Below are 16238 nucleotides of genomic sequence, written 5' to 3'. Positions count from 1 at the left end.
TCTGTGTGTCAACTCGACGGGAGGGATGTTCCGGCATGGAGTCCAGTAGTTGGTCGTTCGACGATGATCGGCAGCAGCACCTAGCGCTGGCGGGTCGCCCGGCGCGGGTGCTTGCGTACGCTCAGGCTGCACAAACGTTGCAGCAGCTCGGCGTACCGGTCGTGGGGTACTTCGGCTCGAAGCACCACGCCGAGAGCGGATCCGACGCAGGGCTGGACCTGCCCTGCGTAGGCTCCGGTGACGGCATCGACCTCGACCTGGTCAAGTCCCTGCGTCCCGACCTGGTGGTCGGTGTCACCTACGCAGGCGAGACGTACGGCGTCACGCCGTCGATCGCCGACCAACTCGAAGGCCTCGCGCCGAGTCTGCTGATCGGCATCGCCGGCGACCGCACTCTCCAATCCGTCATCGGCCGCTTCCACGAACTGGCACAAGCACTGACCGCGGACGACCTCCCGGACTCCGAAGCCGTCCTCACGTCGGCGATCGCCGCCCTCGGCAACAAACTCGCTCAAGGCCTGCAGGTGGTTGCGCTGTCGGGCGGCACCGATACCGACGCCTACGTGGCGAACCCGGCCTACTGGCCGAGCCTCCGCCTCCTCGCCGACGCAGGTGTCCACTTCACGCCGACCACCACCGCAGGCGGCTGGGAGGTGGTGAAGTGGACCGAGCTCGCCACCACCCACCCCGCCGACCTCGTGCTGTACGACCAGCGCCCGAACTCACTGGGCGCCGATCGCCTGGCCGACATCCCCGGGTGGTCCGAGGTTCCCGGCGTCCGCACCGGCAAGGTGCTCGCCTGGAATCCCGAACCACCGCTGACGTTCACCGCCGCCGCAGCGTTCGTCACCACCCTCGCCGAACACCACTAGCCGCTACTTGGCCGGTGTGAGGTTCTGGATGGTGAGGATCGTCTCGGGCCCGAGCAGCGAGTGCGGAACGTACTCGGCGCTCGCCGGGTCCGGCCAGCCCGTCCATCGGCTGGAGTTCACCTCGATGAACCACGCCGCGGTGAACAGCGGCGCGAACGGCACGTTGTCCACGACGATCTTCTGCAGCGCGGCGGCGTACTCCTTCTGCTTCGCCTCGTCGTTGGTGACGCGCCACTTCGCCAGCAGGTCGTCGGTGGTCTTGTCCTGCCAGCGCGTGTAGTTCGTCGACGCCTCCTGCCCGAGCGGGGCGCCGTTCGCGCTGTTCAGTACGCCGTCGTACCCGGCCCACGGGGTGTTGCCGCCGGCCTGCCAGTCGAGGGCGATGTGGTAGTCGCCCTTCGCCATCTGACCCCACAACTGGTCCTCCGGCGTCGGCACCACCTTGACGTTGACGCCGAGCCCGGTCCGCCACTGCTCGGCCAGCCCGAGGCCCCAGGCGCTCCAGTTGGAGTACTCGACCACTGGCTTCATCGTCAGCGGGTACGACTTCCCGCCCTTCGACAGGTTGCCACTGGCATCGAGCTTGTACGACGCCTGTGCCAGCTCGGCCTTCGCCGTGGCCAGGTCCTGCGTGTGCGGCTTGTCCTTGTACTCCGGCGCGAGCAGGTCGCCGTACACCTTCGCGTCGTACCCGGTCGCGTTCGTCGGGCTCTGACCGGTCACGTTGAGCTTGAGCAGCTTCTCCGGGTCGATCGCGCCGTACAGGGCCCGCCGGACGTGGACGTCGTCGAGCGGCGGCTTGGCGATATTGAAGTTCAGGCCCTCGTCACCACCGGTCGGGTAGGTCCAGTAGTGATTGGTCTGCGGGTTCTTCGCGACGAACTGCTTGTCGGCGTCCTGCCAGGACATCGTGCTCCAGTCGAGCTGCCCGTTCAGCATCATCGCCTTACCCACCTGCGGGTCGGCGAACGGCTTGATGTTGATGTGCTTGACGCCCTTGGCCTTCCCGCCCCAGTAGTCGTCGCGCCAATCGAAGGTGATCTGCTGCGGCGAGAACTTCGTCAGCTTGGCCGGACCGGTACCGATCGGGTCGGGGTTGGTCCAGGTCTCCAGGTTCTGCTGGGACCAGACGTGCTGCGGCACGATCCGCTCGTCGCCGTACGACGCCAGCTTCTGGTAGGCAACATCGTCGTAGCTGACGACGACGGTGTGGTCGTCGGGGGTGGCGATGCTCTTGAAACCGAGCGAGTTCTGGGTCAGTTTCGGGTTCGCCTTGGGCGCCTCGAAGGTGAACTTGACGTCCTTCGCGGTGAACGGCGTACCGTCGGACCACTTCACGTCCTTGCGCAGCTTGAAGGTCAGCGTCTTGCCGTCCGGGCTCCACTCGAACGACTCCGCGAGCCACGGCTCGGGTTTCTTGCCTTCCAGGTGGTCGATCCGGATCAACGGCTCGTACAGCAGGTTGGTGGCCGGACTCTTCTTGTCCGCGGGAGAGAACCGGTTCCAGTTCTTCACGAACGTCGGCGCCGCGGCCGACGCGGTCATGTTCAGGGTGTCCACCGCCGCCTTGCCGCCGGCGCTGCCGCCACTGCTGCCGGTCCCCTTGTCGGTGCTGCACCCGACGGCTGCCGCCGCGAGGGTGACGGCCGCGGCGACCGCGGCGAGTTTGCGATGCATCATGGCTTTCCTTCCAGGACGTGGCCCCTGTCCTTCTGATGCAGCCAGCAGTGCGCCCACTGGCCGTCAGGGAACTCGGTGCGTTCGGGGAATGTCTGCCGGCACTCGTCCATCGCGAACGGGCACCGGGGGTGGAACTGACAGCCGCTCGGCGGGTCGACCAGGTTGGGCGGCTCGCCGAGATCGTCGGTCACGTCGAACAGGCCTGCGTCGCCGGACCGCAGGGATCGGCCCGGGTCAGGCGAGGAATCCAGCAGCAGCTTCGTGTACGGGTGCTTCGGCGACTGGATCACCGAGTCCCGCGGGCCGCCCTCGACCATCTGGCCGGCGTACATCACCTGGATCGTGTCGCAGAGATAGCGTGCGCTCGCGATGTCGTGCGTGATGTAGAGCAGGGCCAGGCCCTCCTCGTCCCGCAGCTTCGCGAGCAGGTTCAGGATGTCGAGCCGGATCGACACGTCGAGCATCGAGATCGGCTCGTCGCCGAGCAGCACACTCGGCCGTACGGCGAGCGCCCGGGCGATCACGATCCGCTGGCGCTGGCCTCCCGACAGCTCGTGCGGGAACTTGTCGATGAACTGCTCGACAGGGGTCAGGTTCACCTTGCGCAGCAGTTCGAGCGTCTGCTCCTCCAGTTCCTTGCCGCGGAGGGTGCGCTGATGGATCCGCAGGGCCCGGCCGAGGGTGTACCGCACCTTGTGGAGCGGGTTCAGCGAGGCGAACGGGTCCTGGAAGATCAGCTGGACCTGGCGGAAGTAGGAGCGTTCGGCGTTCCGGGCGTGCGACACCTCCGCGCCGTTCAGGCGGATCGTGCCGGCCGTCTGCGGGTACGCCAGCGCCAGCATCCGGGCGACAGTGGTCTTGCCCGAACCGCTCTCGCCGACGAGCGCGACGATGCTGCCCTTGTGCAAGGTCACGTTGGCGTTCTGCACGGCCTTGACCGTCGTACCGCGGGAGCCGCGGCCGTGGACCGGGAACTCCTTGCTCAGATTGGTTGCCTCTAGCACCGGAGTGGTCATGGGGTCTCCTCGTACAGCAAGCAGGCAACGTCGTTGCGGCCGACCGGGCGGAGTTGCGGGATCCGCTGGTCACACGCGTCCAGCCGGTCCGCGCAGCGGGGATGGAACGCGCATCCGGACGGCGGTGTCCGCAGGTCCGGTGGCGAACCGGGGATGCCGCGCATCGTGGTGAGTTCGCCGTGCAGCGGCGGGAACGAATCGCGCAGGCCGCGGGTGTACGGGTGTTTCGGGGCGGTGTAGATGTCCCGGGCGGAGCCGAGTTCGACGATCCGGCCGCCGTACATGATCGCGATCTGGTCGGCCAGCTCGAGCAGCAACGACAGGTCGTGCGTGACGAAGACGACCGCGAACCCCAGCTGGTCCTGGAGTTTCAGCAGCTGGGCGAGGATCTGCCGCTGCATGACCACGTCCACGGCCGTGGTCGGTTCGTCCATCACGATGAGATCCGGGTCGCACGCCAATGCGAGAGCGATCAACGACCGTTGCCGCATGCCACCGGACAGTTCGTGCGGGTACGAGCGCAGCCGGTCGGACCCGATCCCCACCATCGCGACCAGTTCCTCGGCCCGCTCCCACGCCTGCCGCTGTGTCAGCTGCGAGTCGTGGTACCGCAGCACGTCCTCGAACTGGTGGCCCAGCCGCATCACCGGGTTGAGGCAGTCCATCGCGCTCTGCAGGACGATCGCGAGCTCCGACCACCGGTACGCGCGCAACTGACGTTCCGACAGGGTCAGTAGATCGACCTTGTCGCCGTCGGACGAGTGGTACACGAGCCGCCCGGCGGAGGTTACCGCCGGCGGCCGTTGCAGCCTCGTCAACGCGGTGATCAAGGTCGACTTGCCCGAGCCGGACTCTCCCGCGACGCCGAGGATCTGGCCCCGGTGCAACGTGAACGACACGTCGGCACAGGCCTTCACCGATCCCGTCTGGGCGAGGTACTCGACCGTCAGGCCGTCGACCTCCAGCAAGACCTCGCTCATCGGGCCACCTCCGGTTCCGCGGTCCGGGCGGCGCGACGGAAGCGCTTCATCAGCTTGCGGTTCGCGGCGGACAGCCGTGGGTTGCTGATCTCGTCGATGCCGAAGTTGACCAGGGCGGTCGCGGTGCCGAGCAGCGCGATGCACAGGCCCGGTGGTACGAACCACCACCACAGGCCGTTGAGGATGGCGCTCTGTCCCTGTGCCTCGGCGATGATCGTGCCCCAACTGACGCTGCCGGTGGTGCCGATCCCGAGGAAGCTCAGCGCGGCCTCGGCGAACACCCCGGCGACACAGGCGCGCAGGAACATCGCGGACACGATGCCGGTCATGTGCGGCATCACCTCGGCGAACACCAGCCTGGTCTTGGACTCGCCGAGCATCCGCATCGCGACGGTGAAGTCCCGGCCGCGCAGCGACATCGTCTGCGACCGCAACGTCCGGGCGCCACCCGGCCACTCGAACGCCGCGATGATGAGCGCGATCACCCACCACGCCGCACCCTGCACGTAGCCCGCGATGATCAACGTCAGCGCGAAGCTCGGCAGTGTGAGGAACAGATTGGTGAACGCCGTCAGCCCGTGATCGAGCCGTCCCCCGAGGAAGCCACTCGGTACGCCGACCAGCGCGGCGATCACCGTGGCGAGGACGGCGCTCGTGATCCCGACGAAGACCGAGCCGCGGGCGCCGACGATCACCTGTGCGAGGACGTCGGAACCGGGCAACGTCGTACCCAGGAGATGTTTCGCGCTCGGTGGCTGCCCGAGCGCGTCGTAGTCGATCGTGCGCGGCGTCGTGTGCATCACCGACGACACGAACCACGGGCCCAGCAGTGCCAGCAGCAGGAAGGCGGCGAAGACGCCGAGTCCGATGCGGACCTTGGAGTTGCGCAGGAATCCGTTCAGCATGGGTCAGGCCTCGTCCCTGGTTCGCGGGTCGAGCAGGACGTAGATCGAGTCGGCGATCAGGTTCGCGATCAGCACCGTGAGCGTGATCAGCAGGAAGATCGTCTGCATCACCGGGAAGTCGTGGTCGACCGTCGCGCGGTACAGCCGGTGGCCGAGACCCGGGTAGGTGAACACCACCTCGGTCAGCAGGATGCCGCCGAGGATGCCGCCGATCGCGAGTGCGAGTCCGGTGACGTTGGGCAGCAGCGCGTTGCGTGCGGCGTACTTGAACAACACCCGCCAGGTCGGTAGGCCCTTCGCCTTGGCCAGCAGCACGTAGTCCTCACTGACGGTCGTCACCATCACGTTCCGCATGGTGAAGAGCCAGCCGTTGAACCCGATGAAGATCAGGGTCAGCGCCGGCAGCGCGCCGTACTTGAGGATGCTCAGCAGGAACCAGACGTTGTTGATCTGGTACGGCACGTCGGGGTCGTAGGCGCCCGAGACCGGGAACCAGCCGAGCTTGAACGCGAACGCCCAGAGCGCGACCAGGGACAGCCAGAACGTCGGAATCGCGTGCAGGAACGTCGTGGTCGGCGCGAAGATCGCGTCGAACCGGCTGCCCGGCTTCCAGCCCATGTACGCACCCAGTGCCGTGCCAATGATCCAGGCGATGATCGTGGTCGTCCCCACCAGCAGCAGGGTCCACGGCAGGGCTTGCGCGATGAGATCGCTGACCGGTGTCGGGTACTCGCTCAACGAGAGCCCGAAGCGGAAATGCACGAGATCGTTCAGGTAGTGCAGGTACTGCGCGGGCAGGTTCTCCCGCGCGCCGCCGAAGAACAGACGCACCGAGCGGATCTGGTCCGGTGTCGGCGCCTGCCCCGTCAACTGCTGGATCCGCCGAAGCATCGTCGCGGCCGGATCGCCCGGCATGAACCGCGGGATCAGGAAGTTGAAGGTCAAGGCCGCCCAGAACGTCACCACGTAGAACCCGAGGCGCCGCCCGAGGTACCGCAGGCTGGCTGACTTGCTGATCAGTCCTCACTCCCCTCGCACAGTCCGTCACAGGGATTTGATTGGACGTGACCGTATCTGAGCAAAGATGTTTGAACAAGGTCTAATTCACACATCTACGAAAAACTGAATCGTTCAGGAGTGTGATTGGTCCGGACCGCCGCAGACGGCAGCGGGAACGCGGCGAGACCCGGTCGCCGGGGCCGACGGTGTGCAAGCTCGACAGGTAGAGCACCAGCGAGACACCGTACGCACGACCGCCATCACGCTCATGTGCACTACCCAGCCGCCCGACATCTCCTGTCCAAAATGCACGCGCTGGCGCTGGAGCAGGCGGGAGGAGCCCCGGCTAGATCAGGTTGCGCGTGGTGAGGTCTTGCCAGAGCGCCGACGGGATCGCGGCGTCGAGGTGGGCCAGGTTTTGGCGGAGCTGGTCGGGAGTCGCGGCACCTGCGACCACTGAGATGACGCGCGGATCGAGCAGCGGGTACTGGAGCGCGGCAGCGGGAAGGTCGACGCCGTGGTCGGTGCAGACCTTGTCGATCTCGAGCGCACGAGCGAAAACCTCGTCAGGCACGGCTTCGTAGTCGTACTTCGCGTCGCGGCTCGGTGTGGAAGCGAGCAGCCCGCTGTTGAACACAGCCGCCGCCACGATCCGCACTCCGTGCACGTCACACGCATCGACGAGTTCCGGTACGGCGCTCTGGTCCAGCAACGTGTAGCGATTGGCCACCATCAGTACGTCGGCCAGCCCGGTGCGGACCGTGGTCATCAGAGCATCGATGCCGAGCGAACCCGTACCGATCGCCGCAACCATCCCCTCGTCCCGCAACTCGGCGAGGGCCGCCAAGGCCGACTCAGTCGCGCCAGGGATCCCCGACAACTCCGGGTCGTGCGCATAGAGGATGTCGACCCGATCCAGACCCATCCGGGCAAGCGACTCCTCGACCGACGCCCGTACTCCAGCAGCCGAGTAGTCGAGCACTCGCTGCAGACGCGCAGGTACGACGAACCCGCCGGCGGCCATCGCCGATCCGTCCCACGACGGATCCTCCCGGAGCAGGCGGCCGACCTTCGTCGACAGGACGTACTCGTCGCGCGGCTTGGTCGCGAGGAAGCGGCCCACCCGCCGCTCGGACAACCCCAGCCCGTAGTGCGGCGCGGTGTCGAAGTGCCGGACGCCGGCGTTCCAGGCCGCGTCGAGGATCGCGTCGGCCTCCGCCTCGGAGTACTGCCGGAAGAGGTTGCCGAGCGGCGCACACCCGAGGCCGAACCGCGGAACGTCAATCACGTCTGCTCCCAGCGTTCTGAACTGTGGACAGCACGCTAGACATCATATGTTTCACCTGTCAATGTGAAGCGAAGCCGCCAATCAGCCCGTCAGAGGCGGCTAAAGATACGATCTGGAGGTCGTGCGATGAAGTTCGCCCGCTTGGGTCCCCTCGGTACGGAAGCACCGGTCGTCGTCACCGAGGACGGTGTCCGCAGCCTCGCCGGGCTGACCGCGGATCTCGACGCCCGGTTCTGGGAATCCGACGGGCCGGCCCGCGTCGCGGCCGCACTGGCCGCCGACGAACTGCCGCTCGTCGAGAACGCGGACGGCCTGCGGATCGGTGCGCCGATCGCCCGGCCCGGCGCGATCGTCTGCATCGGCATGAACTACGCCGCGCACGCCGCCGAGTCGGGCGCCGAGCCGCCGTCGTCGCCGGTCATCTTCTTCAAGGCGCCGAACACGCTGGCCGGCCCCAACGATGCCGTGACCATCCCGAAGGGCAGCACGAAAACGGACTGGGAGGTCGAGCTCGGAGTGGTGATCGGCAAGCGCGCGTCGTACCTCGACTCCCCCGCGGACAGCCTGGACCACGTGGCCGGTTTCGTGGTGGCCAACGATCTGTCCGAGCGCGCCTTCCAGATCGAGCAGTCCGGCGGGCAGTGGAGCAAGGGCAAGATCGCGGCCGGCTTCAGCCCGGTCGGTCCGTGGCTGATCACCCCCGACGAGGTCGAGCACCAGAAGCTCAGCCTGCGCAGCTTCGTCAACGGCGAGCCGCGGCAGGACTCCAGTACCGCCGACCAGATCTTCGACGTCGCCACGGTCATCCATCACCTGAGCCAGTACATGGTGCTCGACCCGGGCGATCTGATCATGACGGGAACGCCGGAGGGCGTGGCGCTGTCCGGCCGGTTCTCGTACCTGCGGCCCGGCGACGTCGTCGAGGTCGAGATCGACGGACTCGGCCGGCAGCGCCAGGAGTACGTCGCGTTCGAGGCCGGCCGATGAGCGCCGGAGAGTTCGACGACCTGGTCGCGATCGTCACCGGAGGCGGATCGGGCATCGGCGCGGCCGTCGCCCGCGAACTCACCGCACGCGGTGCGCGCGTCGCAGCGTTCGATCTCGAACCGGCCGGTGTCCCGGAGGGCGTGCTCGGGATCAAGGCCGACGTGACGGACGACGCCAGTGTGCGTACGGCGGTTCAGCAGGTCGTCGAGGCGTTCGGCCGGATCGACGTGGTGGTCAACAACGCGGGCATCGGCGCGCAGGGCACGATCGAGGACAACCCGGACGACCAGTGGCACCGGGTCTTCGACGTCAACGTGATGGGCGCGGTCCGGGTCAGCCGGGCCGCTCTCCCATACCTGCGTGAGTCGCCGGCCGCCGCGATCGTCAACGTCGCCTCGGTCGCCGCGACCACCGGCATCCCCCAGCGGGCCCTCTACTCCACCACGAAGGGCGCGGTGCAGTCGCTGACGCTGGCGATGGCCGCCGACCATCTCCGCGAAGGCATCCGGGTCAACTGCGTGAACCCCGGTACGGCGGCAACTCCTTGGGTGCAGCGCCTCCTCGACGCGGCGCCCGATCCCGTCGCCGAGCGGGCCGCTCTCGACGCCCGCCAGCCGCACGGGCGGTTGGTCGCCGCCGAGGAGGTGGCACTCGCCGTCGTCTACCTGGCCGGGCCTTCGTCCGGCTCGACGGCGGGTACGGCGCTCGCAGTCGACGGCGGCATGGCTACGCTGCGCCTACGTCCAAAGGATTAAGAGGGAGCGGGATGGCTCTGACCGACGTCGCGATCGAGAAGATCAAGACGATGATTCTCGACGGCCGCCTCAAGCCCGGCGACAAGCTGCCTCGCGAGGCGGATCTCGCCGACCAGCTCGGTATTTCGCGGAGCCCGCTGCGCGAGGCGGTCAGCGTGCTGTCGATGCTGCGGATCCTCGACGTACGGCGGGGCGACGGAACCTATGTCACGAGCCTGACGCCCGACCTGCTCCTGGAGACGATGAGCTTCATCATCGACTTCCATCAGGACTCCGGCATCCTCGACCTGTTCGAGGTACGCCGGGCGCTCGAACCGATGGCTGCCGAGAAGGCCGCGCTCCTGATGAGCGCCGACGACGTGGCCGAGCTGCTCGCGCTGACCGAGGCTGTCGACATCGACAGCCCGGTCGGCGATGTGGTGGCGAACGACCTGGAGTTCCATCACCGGATCGCCACGGCCGCGGGCAATCCGGTGTTGTGCTCACTGGTCGACAGCGTCGCCGGACGCACCCACCAGGCCCGCACCTGGCGAGCGGTCACTCAGGAAGACTCCTTCGAGCAGACGAAGCGCGAGCACCGCGCGATCGCCCTCGCGATCGGTGACCGGCAACCGAGCGTCGCCGCCGCGCTGTCGCTGTCGCACGTCGCCGGCATCGAGAACTGGATCCGCCGCAACCTGGGACCCGGCGCTACGAACGGGTGAACTGCGGCGCACGCTTGTCAGCGAAGGCCGCTCGGCCCTCGGCCGCGTCGTTCGTCGCGAAGCAGACAGTCTGAAGGTCGCGCTCGTACGCGACGGCCTGATCGAGCGGCAGGTTCATCGCCGCCGACAGGTTCGCCTTCGCGGTCTCGACGGCGATCGGGGCACGCGACGCGATCGTGGTGGCCAGCTCGAGCGCGCGAGGCAGCAGCGCATCCGGCTCCAGTACCTCGCTGACCAGCCCCCAGCTCAGTGCGCGCGAGGCGTCGATCGGATCGCCGGTCATGAGCATCAGCGCGGCATTGCCCGGCCCGATGTTGTGGGTCAGCAGTGCGGACATGCCGCCACCGCCGATCCATCCGAGCTTCACCTCCGCGGCCGCGAAGCTGGCGGTCGTCGACGCGAGCCGGATGTCGCAGATCAGGGCGGTTTCGAGACCGCCACCGAGCGCGTATCCGTCGACCGCGGCAACCACCGGCTTGCGCAGGACCTTGAGCGAGTCGCAGTAGTCCGCACGGTTCCTGAACGCCCACGGGGTCGGGTACTTGTCGAGCTCCCGGATGTCCGATCCGGCACTGAACGCCCGCCCGGCCCCCGTCAGTACGACGGCACGCACGTCGTCGGACTCGTTGCAGTGCCGAGCCAGCTCGACCAGCGCATCCGACATCTCCGCGGTGACCGCATTGAGCTTCGCCGGCCGGTTGAGGGTGATAACAGCGACCTGCCCTTGCTGTTCGAACAGCACCTCTTCACTCATCGCCGATCTCCTTCCACAAGCCAGCGATCCGATCCAGACCCACGGTCGTCGAGACGGCACGGGAAGCGACCTCGCGGACAACCTCGCTCGCCGCAGTCTGGAAGCCGATGTACCCGGCGAGCCGGGGCCGGACAAAGGCCGACGTGATCGTCGGCAGCGTGCAGCGGTAGAAGCCCGCGACCGGATCGTTGACCAGGTCGGACTGCCACGCGCTCGAAAGCGCCGGCTGCCCCGAGTGCACCGGGATGAACGTCTCCTGCGCAGTTGCCGAAAGCAACCACCGCAGATGGTCGACGAGATCAGCGCCCGGTGTGCAGCGCGCGGTGATCGCGAGTCCGGTTCCGCCGATCGTCGAACCCGGCCGCGACCCCTGCCGCTCCGACGGCGCGTCGGTGAACGTCACCCGACGGTCCAGAGCCACCGACGCGTAGTTCACGTAGCCGTAGACCAGCGGGCAATGCGCCACGGTGTCGTCCGCGACCATGTCGTCCAGCAGCTCGATCGGATCGAGCGGCACCGCATGTCGCGGGGCACGAGCGGTCAGGTCGGTCATCAGTTCGAGGGCCCGCCACCCGGTCGCGGTCGGCTCGAAAGATGGCTCATCCCCCAGCGCGACGCAGATCGACAGGAACGTCAGCAAGGCGTGCGGCCCCGCCAGCGACAGCGTCACCGGCGCTCGGTGAGACAGCTCGATCACGTCGGACCACAACCGCGGTGGTGGTCCAGCCAGGTCCACCCGGGTCGCGGCAACCTGCGTGGCGGCGTCGAGCGGCAGTGCCCAGAGGTGCCCGTTCATCCGGTACGACGAGACGCTCGGCCCGACGAATTCGCCGTACAGGAGGTCGTCGACCGGTTGGAGATGCCGTAGCGCATCACCGAGATGCGGGTGGTCGAGCACGATCACGTCGTACTGCTCCGCGAGCTGTTCGATCGGCGTGGATTCGAAGCCGCTCAGTGGATGCACGTCCCAGGTCAGGTCGATCCCGCGATGGCGGGAGGCCTCGACGAGCGCGTCCCGTCCGCGGGGGTGGTCCCAGGTCAGTCCTCGGTAGCGCGGCATCACGGCACCGGATCCGGCAGCGGGGTCTCGGCGACGACGCCGGCCTTCAGGAGCTCCGCGACCTCGTCCGGATCGAACCCGGCCTCCGCGAGGACCTCCCGGCTGTGTTCGCCGACGAGCGGCGCACCGCGCTCGACCTTCGCGGGCGTCTTCTCGAAGCTGTACGGAAAGCCGGGCGTCTTCACCCGTCCCTCGGTGGGATGGTCGTACTCGACGAAGGTGCCGTTGTGGCGGATCTGCGGATCGTTCACGAGCTGCTCGTAGTCGTACACCGGCCCGCACCAGATCCCGGCCGCGGTCAGGTCCGCCAGCCACTCGTCGGTGGTCCGCCGGAGCAGGCGCTCAGCGGTGAGCCGGAAGATCTCGTCGCGATGCGTCCAGCCATGCACCTCGGAATCCATGGTCAGGAACGCGTCCTCGCCGATCACCCGGCCGAGCGTCGGCAGATCAGGCATCGCCAACGCCAGGAATCCGTCCGCGGTCTTGAAGGTCCCGTACGGCGCTCTGATGTACACGTGGGCGTGCGGCTCGGAACCCCTTTGCTGCGGAACGTTTCCGGCCGTGAAGACCGACAGCTCCTGCATCTGCAAAGTCGTGATCGCGTCGAGCATGTTCACCGTGACGAGCTGCCCCTGGCCAGTGCGCTCCCGATGCAGCAGTGCGGCAAGTACGGCCTCGAACGCGGTCGACGCGGTCACTGCGTCGACGAGGTACTGCCCGGCCGGCTGCGGCGGCTCGCCGTGCCGTCCGGTCGACAGCATCGCGCCGGACTTTGCCTGCAGCAACAAGTCCTGGCCGGGCAGGTTCCGGTGCGGGCCGTCTTCGCCGTACCCGGACATCGAGACGTAGACCAGCCGCGGGTTGATCGCGGACAGCGTCGGGTAGTCGACGCCGAGCCGTTCCGCGACGCCGGGCCGGTAGTTCTGCAGGAACACGTCGGCGGTCTCGACCAGGCGCCGGAGCACCCGCTTGCCCTCGGCGGCCTTGAGGTCGACGGCCAGCGAGCGCTTGTTGCGGTTCAGGGACAGGAACGACACGTTGATCGCGTTGCCCTTCGCGCCCCCGGCCGCGGCGTGCCGCTGCCATTCACCGGTCACCGGCTCGACCTTGACGACATCGGCGCCGAGGTCGCCGAGCCGCTGGGCGGCGAAGGGTCCGGCCATCGCGATCGAGCAGTCGAGTACGCGGTACCCGTCGAGAATGCTCACAGTTTCTCCAGAGGTCGTCAGTCGGGCTGGCCGGCGACGCGGCGGATCGCGTCCCGGGCAGCGGTGGTGGCCTCGGCTCCGTCGAGCACCCGGATCGTCGTGCGGTACGCCCGGGACTCGCCGTGCTCGAGCCAGGTCATCGTGCCGTCCTCGCGCGCGGCCGCGTTTCCCGTGACGTGATGGGTCGACGGTTCGAGGCCGACGGCGTACTGGCCGCTGCGGAGGTTCTGCCACTCGAAGAAGCACGGCATCGCGGCCGCGTCCCAGGTCACCTCGACGCCGAGGGTGCTGTCGCCGCGGATCAGCGCGACACGATGCCGGCCGTCGGAGTCGGGAACCAGGCGATGCTCGTACACCTGCTCCACGAACCCGGGCTTCGGGTCCGGCTGGACGCGGTACGAGACGCCCTGTTGGGCCACGGAGTCGCTGCGCCAGGTCGTCTCGGCGATCGGGGCGACGAACTCGGTGCCGGCGTCGATCACCGGCCAGCCGAAGTTCAAGTGGTACAGGAACATGTGCGGCGTGCGCTCGTACCCGAGGTTGTCGACGACGTCGTACAGACGGAGCTCGAGGCCGTCGAAATCGACCTCGATCGTTCGGGTCAGCCGCAGGTGTTCACCGAACGACGTCGCCTGCACGACCTCGCCGCGCACCCGCAGAGTGCACCGGTCGCCGTCCCAGACCTCGCCTGCCTCGAGCAGCCTGCCCGGGATCGCGGTGAGCCGGCCGTGCAGACCGTGCGCCACGGACTGCTTCGGTGGATAACGGTAGTGACCGGCGTCGACCTCATTGCCGAACAGCGTGTGGTCGAGGCCTCCGGATACGAGCAAACCGTCGAGCGCTCGCAGCCAGGACAGACCGCCTTCGTCGTTGTTCTCGTGCAGACCCGGATGACGGAACCCGTTCCCCGACCGCCAGCCGAACGGTACGCCGCGAAACCGTGCGGACCCCAAGTCGAGGGCACGATCCACGAGCACCTCGACCTCGAGCCCGGCGGCACTCCGCAACTGAACCGCCCGCACACCACGCTCGACACCGTTGCTCAGTTCAACTTCACGAACGCCGGCGACACTCGCCAGATCACCGGTCCGCTCCCGCAGGGCCGCGAGGGACAACTCGTCTCCGAAGATGTTCACCCCATCACCCAGCCGCCGTCGACGTTGAGGGTCTGGCCGGTGAGGAAGGACGCGTCCGGGCCGACCAGGAAGGACACCACCGACGCGATTTCGGCCGGCGTACCGCGGCGCTTGATCGACTGGTGGTCGATCACGAACGCGTTGTAGGCCTCGGGATTCTCGTGGATCGTCTCCGCCTTCGTCGGGAACGCGCCCGGCGACACCGCGTTGACGCGGATGCCTTCGGGGCCGAGTTCCCGCGCAAGGGCACGGGTGAGCGCGACCGCGGCGCCCTTCGTGCTGACGTAGCTCGCCAGCTTCTCCCATCCGCCGTGCCAGGTGATCGAAGCGATGTTGACGATCGACCCCGCTCGCCGCTCCCGCATCGAACCGGCGGCGGCCTGGGCGGCGACGAAGTACGCGCGTTGGTTCACCGCGACAACGTCGTCGTACTCCTCCAGCGAGATGTCGAGAAACGGTGTCGCGGGATAGATCGCGGCGTTGTTGACCAGGACGTCGAGCGGGCCGAGTGCGTCCTCGGCCGCGGCCAGTGTCCGGACGAGCGCTGCCAGGTCGCGCAGGTCGATCGGGAGCGCGACGTACGGATGTCCCGTTGGTTTCAGTTCGGCCTCGGACGAGTCCAGGCCCTCACCCGGCAGGTCGAGCAGCGCGACGCCGTACCCGTCGTTCGCCAGCCGGAGCGCGATCGCCCGGCCGAGGGACCCACCGGCGCCCGTCACGACAGCGGACTTCATCATCGTCCGTTCCTGATCGCGGGCTTGCCGACCAAACGACGGCCGGCCCGATCGGGGCGTACGTGCGGGCCGGCGTCGTCGTCCCAGCTGCCTGCTTCACCGAGCCGCGCGACGGCGTCCTCGTCGAGCACGTATCCGAGGCCGGGTGACTCGCCCAGCACGAGGTGACCGTCGGCGATCTCCTGGTCCGCACTGATCCCGACCGGCATTGCGAGGTCCTGGATCTCGATCGACAGATGGTTCGGTACGACGGCAGCCGCATGACCGAGCGGATTGCCGTCGTACCCCACCGGGCTGATCGGCAGGTCGAACGCGTGCGCCAACGCGGAGACCCGGAGGAAGTGCGTGATCCCCCAGACGCTGCCGGTCTGGACGATATCCACGGCGTTGGCCGCCAGCAGCGGGCGGAACTGTTCGAGTCCCGTGAGGTTCTCACCGGTCGCGACCGCTGCCTTCACCGAACGCGTCACCATCCCGAGCCCGTCGACGTCCCAGCGCCGTACGGGTTCCTCGACCCAGGCCAGGTCGACATGCTCCTCGATCCGCCGGATGTGCCGGACGGCTTCCTTGCGCGACCAGGACTCGTTCGCGTCGAGCATCAGCGCGGGCGCCTGCCCGGTTTCGTCCCGGTAGAGCTCGCTCAGCAGGTCGAGCCGGCGCAGGTCCGCGGCCACGTCGAGCCCGCCCTTCAGCTTCGCCGCCTGCAGACCACGCTCCGCGAACTGCTTGTGCAGCCTGATCAGTTCGTCGTCGGCCAGTGGCCCGTCGAGGCCGGACGCGTACGCCGGTACGACGTGATCGCGGGCGCCGAGGAGCCGCCACAACGGCTGTTCGACCGCCTTCGCCTTGAGGTCCCACAGCGCCATGTCGAGCGCCCCGATGGCACCGAACACGGCGCCGGTATGACCGCGCTTGAACACCCACGCGAGCATCCGGTCGTACAGCGCCACCACCGCGCGCGGGTCCTGGCCGTCCAGAGCGGGGAAGAGCGTGTCGATGCCCTCGTGCGAGCCGAGCCCGATCCCTTCCAGGCCGACGTCGGTGGTCAGTACGACGACCGGTACCGACGTCTTGCCCGACCCGACCGCTCCGTTGGCATCACCGATCGGTCTGCCCCAGTCGTGCACCGTGGTGAGGGTGCGATATCCCGTGATGCGCAT

General features: G+C 68.0%; 16 protein-coding genes. 4 read left to right on the top strand and 12 right to left on the bottom strand.

Annotation, left to right across the window (positions count from 1 at the left end; all coding sequences use genetic code 11):
* Nucleotides 1–35: 35 nt before the first annotated feature.
* Nucleotides 36–872, top strand: a complete 837-nt coding sequence (locus OHB24_RS23140) for an ABC transporter substrate-binding protein (protein ID WP_327632898.1) — start codon at nucleotides 36–38, stop codon at nucleotides 870–872.
* A gap of 3 nt (nucleotides 873–875) precedes the next feature.
* Here OHB24_RS23140 and OHB24_RS23135 read toward each other — a convergent pair whose 3' ends face one another.
* The 6 genes from OHB24_RS23135 to OHB24_RS23110 form a co-directional block, all read right to left on the bottom strand.
* A complete protein-coding gene (locus OHB24_RS23135; RefSeq protein ID WP_327632897.1) occupies nucleotides 876–2552 on the bottom strand; it encodes an ABC transporter substrate-binding protein in 1677 nt (558 codons plus the stop codon).
* Nucleotides 2549–3568: an ABC transporter ATP-binding protein gene (locus OHB24_RS23130; protein ID WP_327632896.1), complete on the bottom strand. Its 1020-nt coding sequence runs from the start codon at nucleotides 3566–3568 to the stop codon at nucleotides 2549–2551. The genes OHB24_RS23135 and OHB24_RS23130 overlap by 4 nt, the downstream gene beginning before the upstream one ends.
* Nucleotides 3565–4548, bottom strand: coding sequence for an ABC transporter ATP-binding protein (locus OHB24_RS23125; protein WP_327632895.1), 984 nt, complete (start codon nucleotides 4546–4548; stop codon nucleotides 3565–3567). The genes OHB24_RS23130 and OHB24_RS23125 overlap by 4 nt, the downstream gene beginning before the upstream one ends.
* Nucleotides 4545–5453: an ABC transporter permease gene (locus OHB24_RS23120; RefSeq protein WP_327632894.1), complete on the bottom strand. Its 909-nt coding sequence runs from the start codon at nucleotides 5451–5453 to the stop codon at nucleotides 4545–4547. Before OHB24_RS23120 ends, OHB24_RS23125 begins: the two co-directional genes overlap by 4 nt.
* A 3-nt stretch (nucleotides 5454–5456) precedes the next feature.
* Complete coding sequence (locus OHB24_RS23115; RefSeq protein ID WP_327632893.1) at nucleotides 5457–6416, bottom strand: ABC transporter permease; 960 nt, start codon at nucleotides 6414–6416, stop codon at nucleotides 5457–5459.
* Nucleotides 6417–6798: 382 nt separating this feature from the next.
* A complete protein-coding gene (locus tag OHB24_RS23110; RefSeq protein ID WP_327632892.1) occupies nucleotides 6799–7740 on the bottom strand; it encodes an aldo/keto reductase in 942 nt (313 codons plus the stop codon).
* A gap of 126 nt (nucleotides 7741–7866) precedes the next feature.
* Here OHB24_RS23110 and OHB24_RS23105 point away from each other — a divergent pair, with 126 nt between their 5' ends.
* The 3 genes from OHB24_RS23105 to OHB24_RS23095 are packed head-to-tail and all read left to right on the top strand — an operon-like array spanning nucleotide 7867 to nucleotide 10186.
* A complete protein-coding gene (locus OHB24_RS23105) occupies nucleotides 7867–8727 on the top strand; it encodes a fumarylacetoacetate hydrolase family protein (protein WP_327632891.1) in 861 nt (286 codons plus the stop codon).
* Entirely contained in the window at nucleotides 8724–9482 is a 759-nt protein-coding gene (locus OHB24_RS23100) for an SDR family NAD(P)-dependent oxidoreductase (protein ID WP_327632890.1), read from the top strand. Before OHB24_RS23105 ends, OHB24_RS23100 begins: the two co-directional genes overlap by 4 nt.
* A gap of 11 nt (nucleotides 9483–9493) precedes the next feature.
* Complete coding sequence (locus OHB24_RS23095) at nucleotides 9494–10186, top strand: FadR/GntR family transcriptional regulator (RefSeq protein ID WP_327632889.1); 693 nt, start codon at nucleotides 9494–9496, stop codon at nucleotides 10184–10186.
* Here the strand turns inward: OHB24_RS23095 and OHB24_RS23090 are convergent.
* Genes OHB24_RS23090 through OHB24_RS23065 form a run of 6 tightly spaced genes read right to left on the bottom strand, consistent with a single transcriptional unit; the run spans nucleotide 10173 to nucleotide 16238 of the window.
* Entirely contained in the window at nucleotides 10173–10940 is a 768-nt protein-coding gene (locus OHB24_RS23090; protein WP_327632888.1) for an enoyl-CoA hydratase/isomerase family protein, read from the bottom strand. The two genes, OHB24_RS23095 and OHB24_RS23090, sit on opposite strands and share 14 nt — an antisense overlap.
* Entirely contained in the window at nucleotides 10933–12000 is a 1068-nt protein-coding gene (locus tag OHB24_RS23085; RefSeq protein WP_327632887.1) for a hypothetical protein, read from the bottom strand. Before OHB24_RS23085 ends, OHB24_RS23090 begins: the two co-directional genes overlap by 8 nt.
* On the bottom strand, nucleotides 12000–13208 hold the full coding sequence (locus OHB24_RS23080; protein WP_327632886.1) for a CaiB/BaiF CoA transferase family protein: 1209 nt from the start codon (nucleotides 13206–13208) through the stop codon (nucleotides 12000–12002). Before OHB24_RS23080 ends, OHB24_RS23085 begins: the two co-directional genes overlap by 1 nt.
* A 17-nt stretch (nucleotides 13209–13225) precedes the next feature.
* Complete coding sequence (locus OHB24_RS23075; protein WP_327632885.1) at nucleotides 13226–14344, bottom strand: aldose 1-epimerase family protein; 1119 nt, start codon at nucleotides 14342–14344, stop codon at nucleotides 13226–13228.
* Complete coding sequence (locus OHB24_RS23070) at nucleotides 14341–15081, bottom strand: SDR family NAD(P)-dependent oxidoreductase (protein WP_327632884.1); 741 nt, start codon at nucleotides 15079–15081, stop codon at nucleotides 14341–14343. The genes OHB24_RS23075 and OHB24_RS23070 overlap by 4 nt, the downstream gene beginning before the upstream one ends.
* On the bottom strand, nucleotides 15078–16238 hold the full coding sequence (locus OHB24_RS23065; RefSeq protein ID WP_327632883.1) for a mandelate racemase/muconate lactonizing enzyme family protein: 1161 nt from the start codon (nucleotides 16236–16238) through the stop codon (nucleotides 15078–15080). Before OHB24_RS23065 ends, OHB24_RS23070 begins: the two co-directional genes overlap by 4 nt.

Origin of the sequence: Kribbella sp. NBC_00482, assembly GCF_036013725.1 — a bacterium.
Lineage (GTDB): Bacteria > Actinomycetota > Actinomycetes > Propionibacteriales > Kribbellaceae > Kribbella.
The sequence above is the reverse complement of the archived record's forward strand: the minus strand, read 5'-3'. Positions and strand labels throughout refer to the sequence as shown.